The sequence below is a fragment of the Erythrobacter sp. RANMB8 genome (assembly GCF_056848235.1).
Genome location: NZ_JBREHG010000013.1, coordinates 43,308 through 61,974, shown reverse-complemented (window position 1 = coordinate 61,974; position 18,667 = coordinate 43,308). Strand labels below are relative to the sequence as shown.

The window sequence follows — 18,667 nt, the reverse complement described above, 5'->3', positions numbered from 1 at the left end:
CTCCGCGCCCTCGTCCTCGCTGCGTTTCGCGCTTCGCGCGAGCAGCTGCGGGCGGCCGGTCGGCCTTGCGGGCCTTTGGCCCGTTCGGCTTGCCTTCTTGGGGCTGCTTTCGGGATTTCGCTCTGTCGCACCCCGCGCACGGCTTGGCTCGCGGGCTGGCCCTGTGCAACTTTTTATCAGGCGCTGCGTAACTATTCGCGGTGGGCGACAGTAATTGCACCCGACCGCCATGTTCATCCCGTCGCAATCCGGCTGCGGGCAGGGACAGGCGGAGCCAACGAATCACGAGCCACCCGATGCGCCTTTTCTCGTCAGACCTCGTCCGCAATTTCGGTATCGGCTTTGTCGTCGGCACCCTGCTTGTGGCCGGTGCCAATGCGGAGAACTGGAGCGCAGACCTGTCTTCCCCGGCGCAGGCAGCGCCGATGGCAAAGGCCGCACCCCTTTCGGCTGACTTCGTGATCGGACATCAGGGAACGAGGTAATGCGCGCAATCGCCCTGCTGCTTGCGGCAGGATCGCTGGCCCTTTCGGCCTGCTCCGGCCCGGCCATCGCGGCGGAAGAGCCCGTCAATGCCCCTGCCGCCACCCGCGTGGCAAAGGAGGCGAAGGGCCTCAAGACCGCCATCTTCGCCGGCGGATGCTTCTGGGGCGTGGAAGGTGTGTTCAGCCACGTGAAGGGCGTCACTTCGGCGGTGTCGGGCTTCCACGGTGGCAATGCGGCGAGCGCAAAGTACGACATGATCATCACCGGCGTGACCGATCATGCCGAAAGCGTGAAGATCACCTACGATCCCGCCGTGATCCGTTACGACCAGCTGCTGCGCATCTTCTTTTCGGTAGTGGCCGATCCCACGCTCAAGAACCGGCAGGGGCCGGATGTCGGCGCGCATTACCGCAGCGCGATCGTGCCGATGAATGCCGAACAGGCCGCCGTCGCCAAGGCCTACATCGCCCAGCTCGGAAAGTCGGGGCTGTGGAAGAAGCCGATCGTCACCCGGATCGAAGCCTACAAGGCGTTCTACCCCGCCGAAGACTATCATCAGGACTTCATGGCCAACAACCCGCGCCACGGATATATCCTGCGCTGGGACAAGCCCAAGGTCGAGGCGCTCAAGACCATGTTCCCCAACCAGTACCGGGCGAGCTTTCTGCGCGACGCCGGATAGGCGGAGCAGCCCCGACCCGTCTGGCGCTGTGCATCAGGGCGGGTTCACTTCGCTCCACACCGCGGCTATATCTGCAAATATGCCAGAAAGAGCACATCTAGAGGCGCACGGGCGCCCGCATCACGAGCTGACCGGCGCAGAACTGGTCGCCGAAGCATCGCGGGCGCTGGTCGCGGCGGGCGAGCAGTGGACATCGATGCGCGAGGCTGTGTTCACCGAACTGGCGGAACATGATCGTCCCGTTTCCGCCTATGACATTGCCGACAATCTTTCGGCCAAGCGCGGCAAGCGGGTGGCGCCCAATTCGGTTTACCGCATCCTCGATGTGTTTGTGGCCAACAACCTCGCCATGCGCGTCGAAAGTGCCAACGCCTATCTCGCCAACACCCACCCCGGCTGCGCGCATGACTGCATCTTCCTGGTCTGCGACGAATGCGGCGAGGCTGCCCATGTCGATGACGAGGATGTGAGCCGCGCGGTGCGCGCCATCGCCGCCGCCCGCAGCTTCACGGCGCAGCGTCCGGTGCTGGAGATTCGGGGGCTCTGCAAGAGCTGCGCCTGATCGGCACGCATTGACGTCGATCAAGCCTTACATCGACAGGCCGGATTTCGGTGTGTAAGGCTGAAGGTTATGAATCAACCGCCTCATTCGCCGCCTCACACGCCTCTGCTGGATCTGGTCAACACACCCGACGATCTGCGCCGCCTCAAGCCCGAACAGCTCCGCCAGCTTGCCGACGAATTGCGCGCCGAGATGATCGACGCGGTCAGCGTGTCGGGCGGGCATCTGGGATCGGGTCTCGGCGTGGTCGAACTGACCGTGGCGATCCACTATGTGTTCAACACCCCGCAGGACAAGCTGGTGTGGGACGTCGGGCACCAGTGCTACCCGCACAAGATCATCACCGGACGGCGTGACCGCATCCGCACCCTGCGGCAAGGCGGCGGCCTTTCGGGCTTCACCAAGCGGTCCGAAAGCGAATATGACCCCTTCGGCGCAGCGCACTCCTCGACCTCGATTTCGGCAGCGCTGGGCTTTGCCATCGCCAACAAGCTGAAGGGCGAGCCGGGGCGCGGGATCGCGGTGATCGGCGATGGCTCGATGAGCGCCGGTATGGCCTACGAGGCGATGAACAACGCGGCTGCGGCGGGCAACCGGCTGATCGTGATCCTCAACGATAACGACATGTCGATCGCGCCGCCGGTCGGCGGGCTTTCGGCCTATCTGGCGCGCATGGTGTCGTCGAGCGAATATCTCGGCATCCGCAGCCTCGCCAGCCGCGCGGTCAAGAAGATGAGCCGCCGCCTGCACGACACCATCGGCAAGGCGGAAGAGTTCACCCGCGGCATGGTGACCGGCGGGACGCTGTTCGAGGAGCTGGGCTTCTATTACGTCGGCCCGATTGACGGGCACAATCTCGATCACCTGCTTCCCGTGCTGGAAAACGTGCGCGACACCAGCGAAGGCCCGGTGCTGATCCATGTCGTCACCGAAAAGGGCAAGGGCTACGCCCCGGCGGAAAACAGCGCCGACAAGTATCACGGCGTGCCCAAGTTCAACGTCGTCACGGGCGAGAAGGCCAAGAGTGCGCCCAGCGCGCCCGCCTATCAGGACGTGTTCGGCCTGACGCTGGCCAAGCTGGCGGATACCGACAGCCGCATTTGCGCAATTACCGCCGCCATGCCTTCGGGCACCGGGGTGGACAAGTTCGCCAAGGCGCACCCCGCCCGCACCTTCGATGTCGGCATTGCCGAACAGCACGCGGTGACCTTTGCGGCGGGGCTAGCGGCGGAAGGCATGCGGCCCTTCGCCGCGATCTATTCCACCTTCCTCCAGCGCGCTTACGATCAGGTGGTGCACGATGTGTGCATCCAGAACCTGCCCGTTCGCTTCGCCATCGACCGCGCCGGGCTGGTCGGTGCGGACGGGGCCACGCACGCCGGCTCCTTCGACATCACCTATCTCGCCACCCTGCCCAACATGGTGGTGATGGCCGCCGCCGACGAGGCAGAGCTGGTCCACATGACCTACACCGCTGCCGAATATGACGAAGGCCCGATCGCCTTCCGCTACCCGCGCGGCAACGGCACCGGGGTTCCGCTGCCGGAAGTCCCGGTCAAGCTCGAAATCGGCAAGGGCCGGCTGGTGCGCGAAGGCAGCAAGGTCGCGATTCTTTCGCTGGGCGCACGCCTCACCGAAGCCCTCAAGGCCGCCGACACGCTGGAGGCCAAGGGGCTTTCCACCACGGTCGCCGACCTGCGCTTTGCCAAGCCGCTCGACGAGGAGCTGATCGCCCGGCTGATGCGCAGCCACGAGGTTATCGTCACGGTCGAGGAAGGCGCCATCGGCGGCCTCGGCGCGCATGTGCTGACCTTTGCCAGCGACACCGGCCTCACCGACAACGGGTTGAAGGTGCGCACGCTGCGCCTGCCCGATATCTTCATCGATCACGACGATCCGGTGAAGCAGTATGACGAAGCCGGCCTCAACGCGCCGCAGATCGTCGACACGGTGCTGAAGGCGCTGAAGCACAACAGCGCCGGAATCGACGCCGAGGAAGCACGCGCCTGATCTAGCGGGCCGCGGGGGCTTTCCGCGCGGTCAGCTGGACCTGCTCGATCAGTGACAGCGGCGGTGCATCGGGCGCGGTTTCTGCGTCCGTGGCATTGTCGTCAGGCACCGGTTCGCCCTTCAGCTCCGCGATTTCGCGCTTGCGGCGGGCGAGATAGGTGTCGCGCCGCATGCCATAGGGGTCGTCCGAGGCTTCGATCTCGGCCAGTTCGGCATCGACCTCCAGCCGCGCATCCAGCCCGTTCACCACGAAATAGGTCACGGCATATTCGGGCTGGTTGAAGGGCTTGCCCACGGCAAAGGGCAGCAGCGCCTGATCCAGCGTGCTGCCGATGATGTCGCGCACCGATGTCGCGCCCGTCACCGGCAGATAGAGATAGGGCCCGGGGCCCACGCCGTAGAAGCCCATCGTGTTGGCAAAGCCGTTGCGGCGGTACGGCAGTCCGATCCCCGGCTTGCCCGCCACGTCGATCAGCCCGCCGATCCCCAGCGTGGAATTGATCGCCAGCCGCCCCAGCGTCTCGAACGCCTTGCCGACCTTGCCTTGCAGCAGGAAATTGAGCGCATTGCTCGGCTCGCCGAGGTTCCTGACCACATTGCCGAGGCCATCACGCACCGGGCGCGGCAGGCCATCGCGATAGGCATAGGCCACCGGTTCGACCAGCGCGGCATCGACCGCCTGCGTGATGCGATAGCTTTCGGCGTTGAATTTCTCGACCGGGTCGCCGGCCGGCGGGCCATATTCGCCCTCGATGATGATCTCGTTGCCTTCCCCCGTATCGTCTGCGGGCGGGCCGGAATCTTCGGGCGGGGTTTCCTGCGGGGTCAGGCTCCATGCCACCGGCGCGACTGTCGCAAGGGCAGGCGGCGGGGACGGCGGCAGCGGCGTTGTTACGGATAGCGCCGCGCTCAGCAGCGGCGGGGAGGTGGCAAACAGGGACAGGCTCGGCAATATCGTTCTCCGCTTTGCCCCCTATCATTAGCGCACACGGGTGGCGGGCCGCCTTGCCCTTGGCACTGCCCGCCTATACGCAAGCTTAATAACCCCCGTCACTGTCACAAGGTTCCCCATGTCACTGATCCAGATCGCCAAAGAAGGCCCCGTCACCATCCTCACGCTTGATCGGGCCGATACGATGAACCCGCTCGGCGCGCCGGGCGACGGGGACGAGTTTGTGGCCGTCGCCAACGCCATCAACCGCGACATGGAGTGCCGCGTGGTGATCCTGACCGGTGCGGGCCGGGCGTTCAGTGCGGGCGGCGATATCAAGGCGATGCGCGACAAGACCGGCACCTTCGGCGGCACCACTCCGGCCATTTCGGACGGGTATCGCGACAATATCCATCAGATGCTGCGCGCCCTTTACGGCCTGCGCGTGCCGGTGATCGCGGCGGTCAACGGCCCGGCGATCGGCCTGGGGTGCGATGTTGCCTGCCTCGCCGATATCCGCATCGCTTCGGAAAGCGCGAAGTTCGGGGTGACTTTCCTCAAGCTCGGAATCATCCCCGGCGATGGCGGCACCTGGATCCTCCCCCGCGTGATCGGGATGAGCCGGGCGGCCGAGCTGTTCTACACCGGCGACGTGATCGACGCCGCCACGGCCAAGGACTGGGGCCTCGTCAGCCGCGTGGTTCCGGCCGATGCGCTGATGGACGAAGCGCGGGCGCTCGCCGCAAAGATCGCCCTGCTCCCGCCGCATTCGCTGCGCCACACCAAGAACCTGCTGCGGCAGGGCCAGCAGACGAGTTACGACACCGCACTGGAACTCGCCGCCAACACGCAGGCGATGATGCACACCACCGCCGATCATGCGGAAGGCGTGATGGCCCTGATCGAAAAGCGCGCTGCGGTGTTTACTGGGGAGTAGTTACCCGATCCACCGGAACACCCCCGCCGGGATCCCCGCCCGCCACAGGTGCACCCAGCTTCCCGCCAGCCACAGCGCGGTGCCCGCCAGCAGCGGCAGGGCGCCCACCGCTGCAAGCTTGCCCCAGCGCGGCCAGTAGGAGGTCTTGGCGGACCACTCGGCCCAGGCATCGCCCATCAGCACTTCTTTCTTGGCGTCCTGCATCTTCGCGCCCACCAGCGCGAGGATGCCCATGGCGAGCGCGGTGATCATCGTCCGCGTGCTCCAGAACAGCACGAGGTGCGAGGCCGCCCACAGCCCGATCGCCCACATCATCGGGTGCCGGGTGACGCGGAACACACCCTTGGGCTCGGCGCGCGCCTGAGCTTCGGCCATCGGGGTCGGCAGCGCGGGATTGCCCATGAAGGAGCCTGCGAGCAGGATCATGGCGGGCAGGGTCAGTGCCGTGGCGATGATCCAGCCGATCTCGCCCGAACCGCCAAGGTCGGCAGGGGGTGCAGCGACAAAGGCGAAGTAGACCCAGCCGAGCGTCGCGAAGCTGACCACGCTGTAGGCCACCTGAAACCCGCCTGCGCCCAAGGCCTTGACCATGGCTGCACGGAGCGGGTGCGACATCGCGAAATGCGTGCCGACAAAGGCGACATTGGCCGCGACAAGGTTCCAGATTGCAGTGTCCATGGTCGATCCGTCCCCGATACCGGGGCTGAATCTAGCCTTCGATCGCGATCAGTTCCACCTTGAAAACCAGCGTTGCGTTGGGCGGGATCGGCCCGCGCCCGACCGGGCCGTAAGCCATGTCTGCGGGGATGGCGATCTCGATCGTCTCACCCACACCCATGTTCGGGATGGCAAGCTGCCAGCCCCTGACCAGCCGCCCGAGCGGGAAGGTGGCCGGGGTTCCGCGGGCATAGGAACTGTCGAACACCGTCCCGTCGAGCAGTTTGCCCTCGTAATGGACGGTGATGCGGTCCGCGACAGTCGGTTTGCGATCGGATGCACGGTATGTGATCCAGCGCCAGCGCACCCCGCCTTCCACGAAATGCCAGCCATCCTCTGGCGTCAGTCCCAGCAGATAGATCTGCTGCTGCGCGTGCCATGCCGGGTCTTGCGCGTTGCCCGCAGCCGCATCACCGCCCGCCCCGTCCTGCGCGAGAACGGGGTGGGCGGCGCACATGATCGCAGCCGCGAGCGCGGCCGCAACCGCCCTGTTCGCCAGTCGCATTACCAGTCGTACGCCTTGGGCCGGGCGCTTTCATCAAGCGTCTTGTAGCGATCGCGCAGGCGGGTCTGGTGATTGGTGAGATCCTGCTGGACCCCGCCGATATAGACCCGCGTCGGGACCGAGCCGGCTTCCAGCGGGTCGCCATCCCACAGCACCACATCGCCCAGCGCACCGGGCTTGAGCACGCCCGCCTTGCCGCCCATACCGCTGATTTCGGCGGGGACAGAGCTGATCGCGGCGAAGGCCTTGCCCCACTCCATGCCCGAAGCACCGGGCACCCGGGTCAGTGCGACGAGGTTGCCCGCCACCTGCTGCAACCGGCGCGGGTCCTGCAGGGTCGAGGCATTGATCGCGACCTTCACGCCCGCCTTGGCGAGGCGGCCCGCGTTCGACTGGGTCGCGCCCAGCTGTTCGAAGGTTTCGGGCAGGTCGATCAGCCCGTTGGCAATCACCGGCACGCCCGCAGCGGCGATATCATCCGCCACCAGCCAGCCTTCGGTGGCACCCACCAGCACCAGATCGAGCTTGGGATATTCGCCCTTGAGCGCCAGCACGGCGCGGATATCGGCCATCCGGTCGGCGGCGACATAGAGCTTCTGCTGCCCTGTCACCACCGGCACCAGCGCCTCGGCATCGAAGCGGCTCAGCATCACCTCGTCGCCCTTGGCGATTTCGGTGGTCTGGGGAATGCCCGGCTTGCCGACCAGCGCCTGCGCCTCGCGCAGGGCAGCGCGCAGCAGCACATGTGCGGCAACGCGGCTGCCGCCGGCCAGATCCGCCCCGCCTTCGCCAAGGGTGATCATCTGGAAGGCGCGGGCCTGCATCACCGGGCGGCTGTCGCTATCCAGATCGATGATCGCGCCCTGCCCCGCAAAGATCGAGCCGGAGGGCATCGTCGTGGTCGCCGCACGGGTAATCCCGGCGGCGCGGTGGACGAGGATGTGCTGCGAGGTCGGGTTGATGCTCGACGAGGCATCGAGCGCCGCGCTGAACGGCGAGCCGTTTGCGGTGATATCGTTCGATTCGCCCACCGCCGACACATCGGCAAGGCCAAGCGTCGTCACGGTCGCGAACAGGCCGGGGGTCACCCACGCGCCGCCGGCATTGACGGTCGTGCCGACAGCCGCAGGCGCGCCGCTGGCAGCACCGGCATAGACCACGCTGCCGCCCTTCACCACCACGGTGCCGCCTTCGATCGGGGCACCGCCATCGCCCAGCACCAGCTTGGCGTTGGTGATGGTCACATCCTGCGCCAGCGCGGGGGCCGAAAGGGCGAGAGCGCTCGCCGCAAGTGCAAGGAGCCGCTTCATTTCACATCTCCTTCACCGGGCTGGCCAAGCTCGAAGTCGCTCACCGGACGGGTCTTGGGGTTCATCGCATCGAACATCAGCGCGCCGTCGATCCAGACCTTTTCGGGCCGCGAATAGACACTCAGCGGATCGCCGTTCCACAGCACCACATCGGCCATCTTGCCGGCATCGAGGCTGCCGGTCAGGTGGTCGATCCCCATCGCCTTGGCGGGGTTCAGCGTGATCCACTGGATCGCGGTGGCATCGGAAATCTCGATGCCGAGCCTGAGGCCGGCCTTCTGCGCCTTGCGCGCTTCCTGGTTGAGGCGCTGGATATCATTGGCATCGTCGGAATGGATCACCACGCAGGCGCCTTCGCGTTGCAGGAAGGCGGCGTTTTCCATGATGCCGTCGTAGGATTCCATCTTGAAGCCGTACCAGTCGGCCCAGATCGCGCTGCACACGCCGTTTTCGCGCAGCAGATCGCCGATCTTGTAGGCTTCGACCGCGTGATGGAAGGTCGAAACCTTGTAGCCCATCTCCTTGGCCATATCCATGACGAGCGCCATTTCATCGGCGCGGTAGCAGTGGTTGTGGACGAGGATTTCGCCCTTCAGCACGCCCGCCAGCGTTTCCTTGCCGAGATCGCGCTTCGCCTTGGGGTCATTGGCGTATTCGATCGCGTCGAGCCAGGTGTCACGGTTGACCGCGAAGTTGCCCATGCGGGTCGAAGGCATCCGTCCGCGACCGCCATAGACGCGCTTGGGGTTTTCGCCGCAGGCCATCTTGAAGCCGTAGGGCGCGCCGGGGAACTTCATCTGCTGCACGGTGCGGCCGGGCACGTTCTTGAGCGTGACCGAGCGCCCGCCCATGAGGTTGGCCGAGCCGGGCAGGATCTGCAACGCGGTGATCCCGCCATTGGCGAGCGCGCGGGTGAAGCCGGGGTCCTGCGGCCAGACCGAATGTTCGGCCCACACTTCGGGCGTGGTCGGGCTGGTCGCCTCGTTCCCGTCCGAATGCGCCTGCACGCCGGGCGAGGGGTAATCGCCGAGGTGCGAGTGGATGTCGATAATGCCGGGGGTGACGAACTTGCCGGTGCCGTCGAACACCGCGATATCGGCCGGGATCGGGGTGTCAGGGCCGCCGACCGACACGATCTTGCCGCCCGACATGAACACCACGCCGTTTTCGATTTTGCCGCCCTTGCCGTCATAGATGGTCGCGCCGCGGATCGCGGTGGCGACATTGGGATAGGGCTTGTAGGTCGAGGGGAACACGCCCTCGCTCTCTTTCTTGGCGACGAACGCGGGGGCCGCGTCTTCGTCCTTGTCCTTTTTCTTGTCTTTCTCGCGCGCGCCGACTGCGGTCGCGCAGAGTGTCAGCGCGATGGCGCTGGCAAGTGTGACAAGCGCGCCGCTGCGGACGCGCTGTTTGGCGTGTGAAAGCATCGATAGCCCCTTCGATTTCCCTGTCACAATCTGTGACCCGAAAACCGAAGGGTGTCTATGCGTTTGAACGACCGGCGTTGCCGCTTGGTCTATTCCGCCGGACGGGCGGCGACGGGGTAGGCCTCGTCGGTGCCGTCAGCGGCGGGCGCAGTGTCGTCCTTGAGCGTGTCGAGGTGCATCAGCTTCTTGATCAGCGGGCTGATCACCAGCACGCCGACGCCGACCGCGATCGCGATCCAGCCGATCTGGCTGTAGACGCCAAGCACGGTCTCCTTGCCCGCACCTTCGCCCGATGCCGCTTCCGAACCCGTTGCCGCCGCGATCAGGCCGGCGACGAAATTGCCGGTGGCCGAAGCGAAGAACCACGAACCCATGATCAGCGAAGCCATATGCGCCGGAGCCAGCCGGTTCATCGCCGAAAGGCCCACAGGGCTGAGGCACAGCTCGCCGGTGGTGTGCAGCAGGTAGATCAGGAAGATGAACAGCACCGGAGTCATGTCACCGGTCGCCGCGCCTGCCACCAGCACGAGGAAGCCCGCACCCAGCTGCATAAGCGCCAGACCGAACTTGGCCGGGGCCGAAGGCTCCAGCCCCTTGCGGCCCAGCCAGGTCCACAGCGTCGCGAACAGCGGCGCCAGCAGCACGATGTAGATCGCGTTGATCGACTGGAACACCGAAGCCGGCACCCCGCCGCGATCGACATAGCGATCGGTGTAGAGGTTCAGCGAGGAACCCGCCTGTTCGAACAGCGCCCAGAACAGGATCGAGCCGATGATCAGGAACATCGCGGCGAAAATCCGGTCGCGGTCATGCGGCTCCAGCTTCACCACTGCGGTGAACAGGACATAGGCCACCAGAGTCACCCCCGCGAGGCCGAGCAGCGTGCCGACCACCGACTGGTTCTGCACCATCCACCAGCACGCGCCGACCGCCGCGATGCCGATTGCGTAGAGGCCCCATTCCAGCCCCTTGCCCAGCGCCTTGGGCGGCTCGCCGCGGCCCAGCAGCAGCGGCTTGAACCCGACGAACACGATCAGGCCGAGCAGCATCCCGAAGCCCGCAGCGCCGAAGCCGTAGGCCCAGCCATAGGTCTCGCCGAGATAGCCGCACAGCAGCGAACCGATCGCCGCGCCGAGGTTAATCCCCATGTAGAAGATCGTGTAGGCCCCGTCGCGCCGCACGTCGGTGCGCGGATAGAGCTGGCCGACGATCACCGAGATGTTCGCCTTGAGGAAGCCCGAACCGACGATGATGAAGGCCAGTGCGAGCCAGAAGATATTGAGCGCGGACGCATCCTGCCCGCCGCTGCCTTCGAAGCCCATGAGGAAGTGGCCGAAGGTCAGCAGCACCGCGCCATAGGTCACGGCCTTGCGCTGCCCCAGATACTTGTCGGCCAGATAGCCGCCCAGCACCGGGGTGATGTAAACCAGCGCGGTATAGGCGCCATAGATCACGCCCGCCTGACTGTCGGAGAACAGCCAGTGCTTGGTGAGGTAGAAGATCAGCAGCGCCCGCATGCCGTAGTAGGAGAAACGCTCCCACATCTCGGCGAAGAACAGGACGAACAGACCCTTGGGGTGGCCGAGGAAAGTCCCGGCGCTATCCCCGTGCGGAAGCTCTTGTGTGGCCATGTGAACGGATATCCCTAATTCGCGCCTCTCTCCGGCGCGATCCCATGGCGGCGCAACCTAGCGCCTCATTTGCCTGTGTGAAGCTTTTGTTGCGTGCTTGGGTTCGATCGTGCTGCGCACGATGCAGACCGCCCGCCTCCCCGCCCGACCACCAATAGCACCATTACGGTTTGGTGGCCGTGCGGGGAGGCCAGAGATCGGGAACGTCTGCGCCACTGGAAGATGGCCTGAAACAAATTGACCGCATGGCTGTATTATGGCACTGATGCACCCGATGAACGCCAACCCCAACCGCCCCGTCTATCTCAAGCTGCGCGACCAGATCGCTGCCGCGATCATCGACGGGGTCTATCGCGAAGGCGCGATGCTGCCTTCGGTGCGGGCGCTGGCGGCAGAGCAGGGGGCCAATCCGCTGACCGTGGCCAAGGCCTATCAGCAGTTCCAGAACGATGGCCTGGTCGAAGTCCAGCGCGGAGTCGGCATGTATGTCGTGCGCGGCGCCGCCGAACGCCTGCGCACTGCCGAACGCGAGGTATTCCTGCGCGAGGAATGGCCCGAAATCCGCCAGCGGATCGAACGGCTCGGCCTCAGCCCCGCCGATCTTGCCGCAACCTCCTGATTTCCACCCCTACTGACACTTGTGAAGGTTGCGCGCTTTCGCGTTTCATGACAATCTGTTCATGTTGGTGCATGACAGCATTGCATCTTGCCCTGCACCGCGATTAATGGGGGCGCCTCACGGGTCGGAGGCGAGTTGAGGAAACGACGGGGTAACCCGCATAACGGTGTGATATGGCGGCGCGACCGTCCATGGGCACCGGGAGATCGCCATGATCAGATCCGAGTTGTTGCAGGAACTGCACAAAGACAATCCCGAACTTCGCGCCGACGAGATCGAGCAGGTGGTGGATATCTTCTTCGATGAAATCGCCCAGCGGCTGGCCGAAGGCGGACGGGTGGAATTGCGCGGTTTTGGCGCATTTTCGACCCGCGAGCGCGAGGCCCGCAGCGGACGCAATCCGCGCACCGGCGAAACGGTGGACGTGCCCGGAAAGCGCGTGCCCTATTTCAAGGCCGGCAAGGAAATCCGCGAGCGGCTGAACGATTGATCCGGCGGGCCGCGCTGCGGCGCGGCCACGCTTTCCCGCAAGGCAGCAATTCCCGGCCGGCTATGGCCTTGCGCGGGGTAAATGTGCCATGGGCCGGTGCGTTGCGGGCGTGGCGGAATGGTAGACGCCGGGGACTTAAAATCCCCTGAGCTTTGCTCGTGCGGGTTCGAGTCCCGCCGCCCGCACCATAGAGCACCGTTATCCCGGCTTTAACGCCTTGCACCTAACCCTTGACCGAATTCTGGGGCAACCGCGTCCCCTGCACACCCGGCAAGGGCGTGCAGCGGGTTGGGATCAAGTCGGTATGGACACAGTGGCAGGCACAGCACAGCTGCAACCCGAACCGCCGGAGGCGGGCGCCGAACTGCGCGCCGCGCCGCGCTTCACCTTGCTGATCCGCGCCGCCAAGCTGGTTTCGGCCCAGGGTGAATTTGTCTGCGTTATCCGCGATGTATCCGAAACCGGGGTCAGCGTGCGCCTGTTCCACGCCCTGCCCGCCTGCAAGCAGTTCGCGCTGCATATGCCGGGCGGGTCGGTCTATGAAATCACCAATGTCTGGCAACGTGACAACGAAGCCGGCTTCCGCTTCGACGAACCGGTCGAGGTGCCGCAACTGATCAACGAATCGGGCGACTATCCGAAGCGCGGATTGCGTCTTGGCCTGTGCTTTCCGGTGACGGTCAGGGCGATTTCAGGCCGCTTTGAAGGCGTCGTGGAGAACATGTCGCAGCAGGGAGCGCGGATCGTCTGCGAAGGCGTGCTGGCGATCGATCAGGCCGTGCGGATCGAGGCCCCGGCGCTCGGCGGAGAGATGCGCGAGGTGCGCGCCAAGGTGCGCTGGCGGCGCGGACAGCAATACGGGCTGGTGTTCGACGATACCTTCACGCTTGGCGATTTCGCCCGGTTTGCCGCCCGGCTTCAGGCCCCCGCACTGCTCGGCGAGTAGTTTACGCGGGCACGAATTTCAGCGCCAAACCGTTGATGCAGTGGCGCTTTCCGGTCGGCTTCGGGCCGTCGCCGAAGATATGGCCGAGATGCCCGCCGCAATCGGCGCAGTGCACTTCGGTGCGGGCATAGCCGAGGAGGTAATCGGTGCCGGTGCCGACCGCGCCCTTGTCGATCGCCTGCCAGAAACTCGGCCAACCGGTGCCGCTGTCATACTTGTGCGCCGAGGAATAGAGCGCGTTGCCGCAGCCTGCGCAGGTAAAGGTGCCCTTGCGCTTTTCCTTGTTGAGCGGGTGGGTGAAGGCGCGTTCGGTGCCCGCTTCGCGCAGGATGTAGTATTGATCCCTGGTCAGCACCTTGCGCCATTCGGCTTCGCTGCGGCCCTTGGGAAAAGTCTTCGCTTGGGCAGGCGCAGCGCCGCAAGCACCCAGCAAGGGCAGGGCTAACCCTGCGCAAGCGGAGGCAAGCAGGGTGCGACGGGGCAGCAAGGCGGGGCTGGGCATGGGCAAGTCTCCTCGGCCGGGGCGGACGTTGGCAACATGCCATATACGCCCGAAACCCCGCCGAAGTTTCATGCGGCTCAGAAGGTGGTGATCTCGACTTCCAGCTTGCGGAAGCCATGGACGAAGTTCGCCCGCACCCGTTCCACATCACCCGCAACATGCACCCGCATCCGGCGCTTGTGCATTTCTTCCAGCAGCACCCGCAATTGCAGCTCCGCCAGACGCGCGCCGACGCAGCGGTGGATGCCGTAGCCGAAGGCCAGATGGCGACGGGCGTTTTCGCGGGTGATGTCGAGCTTGTCGGGGTTCTCGAACACCTCCTCGTCACGGTTGGCGCTGATGTACCACAACACCACCTTGTCGCCCTTCTTGATGGTCTGGCCGAACACCTCGGTATCCTCGGTGCAGGTGCGCCGCATATGGGCGAGCGGCACCTGCATGCGCAGGATTTCCTGCACCGCGTTGGGGATCAGGTCCGGGTTTTCCTCGTAGAGCTTGCGCTGGTCGGGGAACTTGTCGAGCGCGTGGATGATCCCGCTCATGGTGTTGCGGGTGGTATCGTTGCCGCCGACGATCAGCAGCACCAGATTGCCCATGAATTCCTCGGGGCGCATCTGGTTCATCGCGGGCGAATGGATCATCATCGAGATCAGGTCGTTGCCCGGCTCCTTGTCCATCGTCCGCTCGACCCACAGCGACTGGAAATAGGCCGCCATTTCCTGAAGGATGCCCCAGCGCATCGCGTCGAGTTCGCGCACCGTGGCCAGCTCGGTATCGCCCGACCAGTCCGACCAGAACGTCAGCAGGCGGCGGTCTTCCCAGGGAAAGCCGAAAAGGATCGCCAGCATCCCGGTGGTCAGTTCGATCGAGACCGTATCGACCCAGTCGAACACTTCCCCGCGCGGCAGCGAATCGAGCAATTCGCCGGTGCGTGCCCGGATTTCCGCTTCCATGTCGGTGATCGCGGTGGGGGTGAACTTGGGTGCGACGGTGCGGCGCTGGCCGGTGTGCTGCGGCCGGTCCATCGCGATGAACATCGGCAATTCGCGCGGCGCGTCGATCCCGGCGGCAGCGGCCTCTTCCTCCGACAGACGGTCGAGGATGGTGATGCCGCCATGCTCCCAGCTTGACGAGAAGGTTTCGGGCAGCGCCTCGATATGCTGGATCGCCTTGTGGCCGACCACCGCCCAGTAAGGGCCGAACGGGCTTTCAGGGATGTAGTGGAGCTGGCCGGCCTTGCGCATTTCGGCGAAGATCGGCTGCCACTTGTCCTCGAAATAGATGTCCGAACGGCTGACATCCCACGGATGGGTATGGTTCAGGCGTTCTTCCGGGTGGCTTTCGAAATGGGCTTTCAGCGCATCGTAGGACGTCGGCTCGCGGCGCACTTGCGGGCGCTGGATTCCGGGCGGGGTCGGGGCAATCGTGGCCATGTCTGTCTCCCATCGGGCAGCCTCTCGCGCGGGCTGTCTCGATCCGAGTCGCATCCTGCCTTAACTTACAGGCTTGTCAATAGTGGGTTTCAATCTGGGACTGATCAGGCGGGCAGACGGTGGCCCTTGCGGGACTTGTCGCGCCCTGCTCCGCCCGATTTCATCACCCGCTTGCGGAACAGCAGCGATCCGCCCTTGACGATGGCGACCACCGCCAGACCCTGCCACGCCAGCGCCAGCGCATGGGTCCACAGCTGCGGCTCCATCGCCGCACGCGCCAGCATCGCGAAGGGGGAGGATAGCGGGAAGGCAATCGCCGCCATCTCCATCCCCGATCCGGGGTGGTTGATGGTGTAGGCCGCAAGGAAGAACACCATCAGCTGCAGCATGGTGACCGGCATCGACAGGGTCTGCACCTCGCGCACGGTGTTGGCCATCGCGCCGATGGTCAGGAACAGCGCGCCCAGCAGCAGATAGGCCATCGCGAAATAGATGACGCCCAGCGCGATGAACAGCGGCCAGCCCACCGCGGGCGCGGGGAGATTGGCGATATCGAACCCCGTCACCTGCGTGATCGCACCGCCGCCCGCAGCCCACAGGCCACAGGCCGCCGTGCCCCACACCGCAATCCCGACAAAGGACACGCCGAGCATCGCGAACAGCTTGCCCATGAACACCGCGTCCATCGGGATCGCCGCGGCGAGGATTTCGATGATCTTGTTGGCCTTTTCCTCGACCAGATTGGACAGCACCATGCCCGCCAGCAGCATTGTCAGCAGGAACAGCAGCATCTGCGCGATCTGCGCGGTCTGGATCCGGGTTGACCGTTCGGAGGCGGCGCTGGTGGCGACCACCTCGGCGCTCACCTGCGGGAAATCGGCCGGTTCAGCCGACAAGGCGCTGGCCGCGACCAGTCCGATCGGGCCCTGCCAGCGCCGGATCTGCCCTTCGGTGCCGACCAGCGCGGGGGACGCGGGCGTGCCGGTGAGGATCGCCGCGTAATTGCCGCGCCGCGCTTCCATGAAGGTCCGCGCATCGAAGGCGGGATCGCCCGCTGCCTCGGGCACTTCGCGCAGCAGCGGCAGCGCGCCGCCCAGCTGCGGCGCCAGCCGTTCGTGCGCGGCGATCATGGCGGCGTTGTCGGCGGCGCTCATCGCCAGACCCACCTCGATGCTCACCGCCTCGCGCTGCACCTGCCCGCCGATGCTGCCCGCCAGCCCGCCGACGATCACCGGAAACAGCGGACCGAGCAGGAAGAACAGGAAAGCGCGGGAAAACAGCACGGCGACGAAATCGCGCCGGGCGATCACCCATGCGGCCTCCAGCGCGCTAAGGCGCGGGCGCAGGCTGGCGTTGATCTCGCTCATGCGCGGTTCCCTTCACTATCGGCTTCCAGCTGGCGCGCAGCGGCTTCGCCCGCGATGGCGACGAAGGCATCGTGCAGCCCCGCCCGCTCGATCGACAGCGAGAGAATGCCCGCCTCGCCTTCGATCAGACCTTTGAGCAGCGGCTCGATCCCGCTTTCGGGCAGGGGGAAATGGAAGAAATCGCCGTTGCGGCGGGTTTCGGGCGGCAGGAACGAAAGCCACGCCCCTTCGCGGGCGCGGGTTTCCAGCCGCACCTGCGCCGGAATCCGGTCCCGCGCAGCCTCGACCGAACCGGCATAGGGCACCTTGCCCCCGGCAATGATCGCCACGCCTTCGCACAGGCGTTCGGCATGGTGGATCACGTGGGTGGAGAAGATCACCGTGACGCCATCATCGGCCAGCGCGCGGATCATCAGTTCCAGCTTGCCCTGATTGATCGCGTCGAGCCCCGAAAACGGCTCGTCCAGCACCACCAGACGGGGCTGGTGCACCAGCGTGCCGAGGAGCTGGACGGTCTGGGCCATGCCCTTGGAAAGCTGGCGGATCTGGCGGTCCGCCGCATGGCCGAGCCCGTGGCGTTCGAGCAGTTCGGCCCCGCGCCTGCGCCCTTCCTTAAGCGAAAGCCCGCGCAGCGCGCCCATGAAGGCAATCGCCTCGACCGCCTTCATCGAGGGGTAGAGCCCGCGTTCTTCGGGCAGGTAACCGATCAGCCGCCCGATATCATGCGGGCGATCATGCCCGAACACGCGGCGCACGCCTTCGTCCGGATCGATGATGCCAAGCAGCATCCTGAGCGTGGTGGTCTTGCCAGCGCCGTTGGGGCCGAGAATGCCGTAGATCGCGCCTTCGGGCACGGAAATGTCGACCCCGTCGACCGCGCGTGTGCCATCAAAGCTCTTGACCAGCCCGCGCGCCTCGATCGCCAGCGGGCGCGCATCCACCGGGCCCGCGCTGAAGCCTGCTGCACCATTGCCCGCCAGAGTGTGATCGCTTACCGCCATGTCCATGCCCGCGTGGTTAGGCGGCGAGATTAAACGGGAGCCTCTCCAGATATGGTTAACGCTCCGGCAGGCAAGGACCTTGCGGCGCGCATTGCGGCAGAGGCGCAGCGTCTCGGCTTTGCGGCCTGCGGCTTTGCCGGGGCGGGGGAAGACCCGCTGCGCAGCGCACGGCTCGAACAGTGGCTGGGCGAGGGGCATCATGGCTCGATGGAGTGGATGGCGGCGCGGCTCGACCACCGCCGCTCCCCGCAAGGGCTGTGGCCCGAGGCGCGCAGCGTGATCGCGCTCGGCATGTCCTATGCCCCCGCACATGATCCGCTGGCGCTGGAAGGTTCGGACACGCACGCCCGCATCTCGGTTTACGCGCAGGGGCGGGATTATCACGATGTCGTGAAGAAGCGGCTGAAAGCGCTCGCCCGCTGGCTGGTGGCCGAGGTGCCGGAGGCAGGGGTAAAAGTGTTCGTCGATACCGCTCCGGTGATGGAAAAGCCGCTGGGCGAGGCCGCGGGGATCGGCTGGCAGGGCAAGCACACCAACATGGTCAGCCCCACGCACGGCAGCTGGCTGTTTCTCGGGGCGATCTACACGACGCTGGACCTTACCCCCGCAGAGTCGCACCGCGACCAGTGCGGCAGCTGCCGCGCCTGCATGGACGCCTGTCCGACAAACGCCTTCCCCGCGCCTTACCAGCTGGATGCGCGGCGCTGCATTTCCTACCTCACCATCGAACACAAGGGGCAGGTAGCCGAGGAATTCCGCGCCGCGATGGGCAACCGCATCTATGGCTGCGACGATTGTCTGGCGGTGTGTCCGTGGAACAAGTTTGCCAGTAGCGCGCAGGCGATCAAGGAATTCCTCCCCCGCGCCGAACTGGTCGCCCCGCGACTGGCGGAGTTGCTGGCGCTCGACGATGCGGGGTTCCGGGCGCTGTTCTCCGGCTCGCCGATCAAGCGCATCGGGCGTGACCGGTTTGTGCGCAACTGCCTCTATGCGGCAGGCAACAGCGGGAACGCGGCGCTGATCGCGCAGGTCGAGGCGCTGACTGCCGATCCCGATCCGGTGGTCGCGGAAGCGGCGGCGTGGGCTTTAGAACGGTTGCGAGCGCTGTAGT

Annotated in this window: 19 protein-coding genes and 1 tRNA gene; 10 read left to right on the top strand and 10 right to left on the bottom strand. The window is 65.6% G+C overall.

From position 1 onward, the window contains the following. Positions 1–296 precede the first annotated feature (296 nt). The 4 genes from ACU0AG_RS13525 to dxs all read left to right on the top strand — a co-directional run bounded on the left by ACU0AG_RS13525 (position 297) and on the right by dxs (position 3,740). On the top strand, positions 297–485 hold the full coding sequence (locus tag ACU0AG_RS13525) for a hypothetical protein (protein ID WP_482782803.1): 189 nt from the start codon (positions 297–299) through the stop codon (positions 483–485). Next, positions 485–1,168: a peptide-methionine (S)-S-oxide reductase MsrA gene (msrA, locus tag ACU0AG_RS13520; protein ID WP_482782802.1), complete on the top strand. Its 684-nt coding sequence runs from the start codon at positions 485–487 to the stop codon at positions 1,166–1,168. Before ACU0AG_RS13525 ends, msrA begins: the two co-directional genes overlap by 1 nt. Before the next feature lie 79 nt (positions 1,169–1,247). Next, positions 1,248–1,730 (top strand): Fur family transcriptional regulator, encoded by a 483-nt coding sequence (locus ACU0AG_RS13515; RefSeq protein WP_482782801.1) that lies wholly within the window; start codon positions 1,248–1,250, stop codon positions 1,728–1,730. A 69-nt stretch (positions 1,731–1,799) separates the two neighbouring features. Next, on the top strand, positions 1,800–3,740 hold the full coding sequence (gene dxs / locus ACU0AG_RS13510; RefSeq protein WP_482782800.1) for a 1-deoxy-D-xylulose-5-phosphate synthase: 1,941 nt from the start codon (positions 1,800–1,802) through the stop codon (positions 3,738–3,740). Between the two features lies 1 nt (position 3,741). On the opposite strand, the gene ACU0AG_RS13505 is transcribed toward dxs, so the two are convergent. Beyond that, the gene (locus ACU0AG_RS13505) at positions 3,742–4,692 is read right to left on the bottom strand and encodes an MlaA family lipoprotein (RefSeq protein WP_482782799.1); all 951 of its coding nucleotides are present in this window, start codon (positions 4,690–4,692) and stop codon (positions 3,742–3,744) included. Positions 4,693–4,810: 118 nt separating this feature from the next. Here ACU0AG_RS13505 and ACU0AG_RS13500 point away from each other — a divergent pair, with 118 nt between their 5' ends. Beyond that, a complete protein-coding gene (locus tag ACU0AG_RS13500; RefSeq protein WP_482782798.1) occupies positions 4,811–5,608 on the top strand; it encodes a crotonase/enoyl-CoA hydratase family protein in 798 nt (265 codons plus the stop codon). On the opposite strand, the gene ACU0AG_RS13495 is transcribed toward ACU0AG_RS13500, so the two are convergent. From ACU0AG_RS13495 to ACU0AG_RS13475, 5 genes are all read right to left on the bottom strand, one after another. Next, entirely contained in the window at positions 5,609–6,286 is a 678-nt protein-coding gene (locus ACU0AG_RS13495; protein ID WP_482782797.1) for an NnrU family protein, read from the bottom strand. A gap of 31 nt (positions 6,287–6,317) precedes the next feature. After that, a complete protein-coding gene (locus ACU0AG_RS13490; protein ID WP_482782796.1) occupies positions 6,318–6,830 on the bottom strand; it encodes an FKBP-type peptidyl-prolyl cis-trans isomerase in 513 nt (170 codons plus the stop codon). Continuing rightward, positions 6,830–8,140, bottom strand: a complete 1,311-nt coding sequence (locus ACU0AG_RS13485; protein ID WP_482782795.1) for an amidohydrolase family protein — start codon at positions 8,138–8,140, stop codon at positions 6,830–6,832. Before ACU0AG_RS13485 ends, ACU0AG_RS13490 begins: the two co-directional genes overlap by 1 nt. After that, positions 8,137–9,567 (bottom strand): amidohydrolase, encoded by a 1,431-nt coding sequence (locus ACU0AG_RS13480; RefSeq protein WP_482782794.1) that lies wholly within the window; start codon positions 9,565–9,567, stop codon positions 8,137–8,139. The genes ACU0AG_RS13485 and ACU0AG_RS13480 overlap by 4 nt, the downstream gene beginning before the upstream one ends. Positions 9,568–9,656: 89 nt before the next feature. Then, the gene (locus ACU0AG_RS13475) at positions 9,657–11,198 is read right to left on the bottom strand and encodes a peptide MFS transporter (protein WP_482782793.1); all 1,542 of its coding nucleotides are present in this window, start codon (positions 11,196–11,198) and stop codon (positions 9,657–9,659) included. Between the two features lie 256 nt (positions 11,199–11,454). Here ACU0AG_RS13475 and ACU0AG_RS13470 point away from each other — a divergent pair, with 256 nt between their 5' ends. The 4 genes from ACU0AG_RS13470 (at position 11,455) to ACU0AG_RS13455 (ending at position 13,253) form a co-directional block, all read left to right on the top strand. Beyond that, positions 11,455–11,817, top strand: a complete 363-nt coding sequence (locus ACU0AG_RS13470; RefSeq protein WP_482782792.1) for a GntR family transcriptional regulator — start codon at positions 11,455–11,457, stop codon at positions 11,815–11,817. Positions 11,818–12,028: 211 nt separating this feature from the next. Continuing rightward, positions 12,029–12,307 carry an integration host factor subunit beta gene (locus ACU0AG_RS13465; protein WP_482782791.1) on the top strand — a complete coding sequence of 93 codons (279 nt, stop codon included), beginning with the start codon at positions 12,029–12,031 and terminating at the stop codon, positions 12,305–12,307. 103 nt (positions 12,308–12,410) lie between these two features. Beyond that, positions 12,411–12,495: transfer RNA gene (locus tag ACU0AG_RS13460), tRNA-Leu, on the top strand. A 116-nt stretch (positions 12,496–12,611) separates the two neighbouring features. Then, positions 12,612–13,253, top strand: coding sequence for a PilZ domain-containing protein (locus ACU0AG_RS13455; protein WP_482782790.1), 642 nt, complete (start codon positions 12,612–12,614; stop codon positions 13,251–13,253). A 1-nt stretch (position 13,254) separates the two neighbouring features. Here ACU0AG_RS13455 and msrB read toward each other — a convergent pair whose 3' ends face one another. The 4 genes from msrB to ACU0AG_RS13435 form a co-directional block, all read right to left on the bottom strand. Beyond that, positions 13,255–13,755: a peptide-methionine (R)-S-oxide reductase MsrB gene (gene msrB, locus ACU0AG_RS13450; protein ID WP_482782789.1), complete on the bottom strand. Its 501-nt coding sequence runs from the start codon at positions 13,753–13,755 to the stop codon at positions 13,255–13,257. A gap of 77 nt (positions 13,756–13,832) precedes the next feature. Next, positions 13,833–15,188 carry a cytochrome P450 gene (locus ACU0AG_RS13445; protein WP_482782788.1) on the bottom strand — a complete coding sequence of 452 codons (1,356 nt, stop codon included), beginning with the start codon at positions 15,186–15,188 and terminating at the stop codon, positions 13,833–13,835. A gap of 104 nt (positions 15,189–15,292) precedes the next feature. Continuing rightward, positions 15,293–16,555 (bottom strand): ABC transporter permease, encoded by a 1,263-nt coding sequence (locus ACU0AG_RS13440; RefSeq protein ID WP_482782787.1) that lies wholly within the window; start codon positions 16,553–16,555, stop codon positions 15,293–15,295. After that, positions 16,552–17,562: an ABC transporter ATP-binding protein gene (locus tag ACU0AG_RS13435; RefSeq protein WP_482782786.1), complete on the bottom strand. Its 1,011-nt coding sequence runs from the start codon at positions 17,560–17,562 to the stop codon at positions 16,552–16,554. The genes ACU0AG_RS13440 and ACU0AG_RS13435 overlap by 4 nt, the downstream gene beginning before the upstream one ends. A gap of 45 nt (positions 17,563–17,607) precedes the next feature. Between ACU0AG_RS13435 and queG the strand changes: the two genes are divergently transcribed. Further along, a complete protein-coding gene (gene queG, locus ACU0AG_RS13430; RefSeq protein WP_482782785.1) occupies positions 17,608–18,666 on the top strand; it encodes a tRNA epoxyqueuosine(34) reductase QueG in 1,059 nt (352 codons plus the stop codon). Position 18,667: the final 1 nt, after the last annotated feature.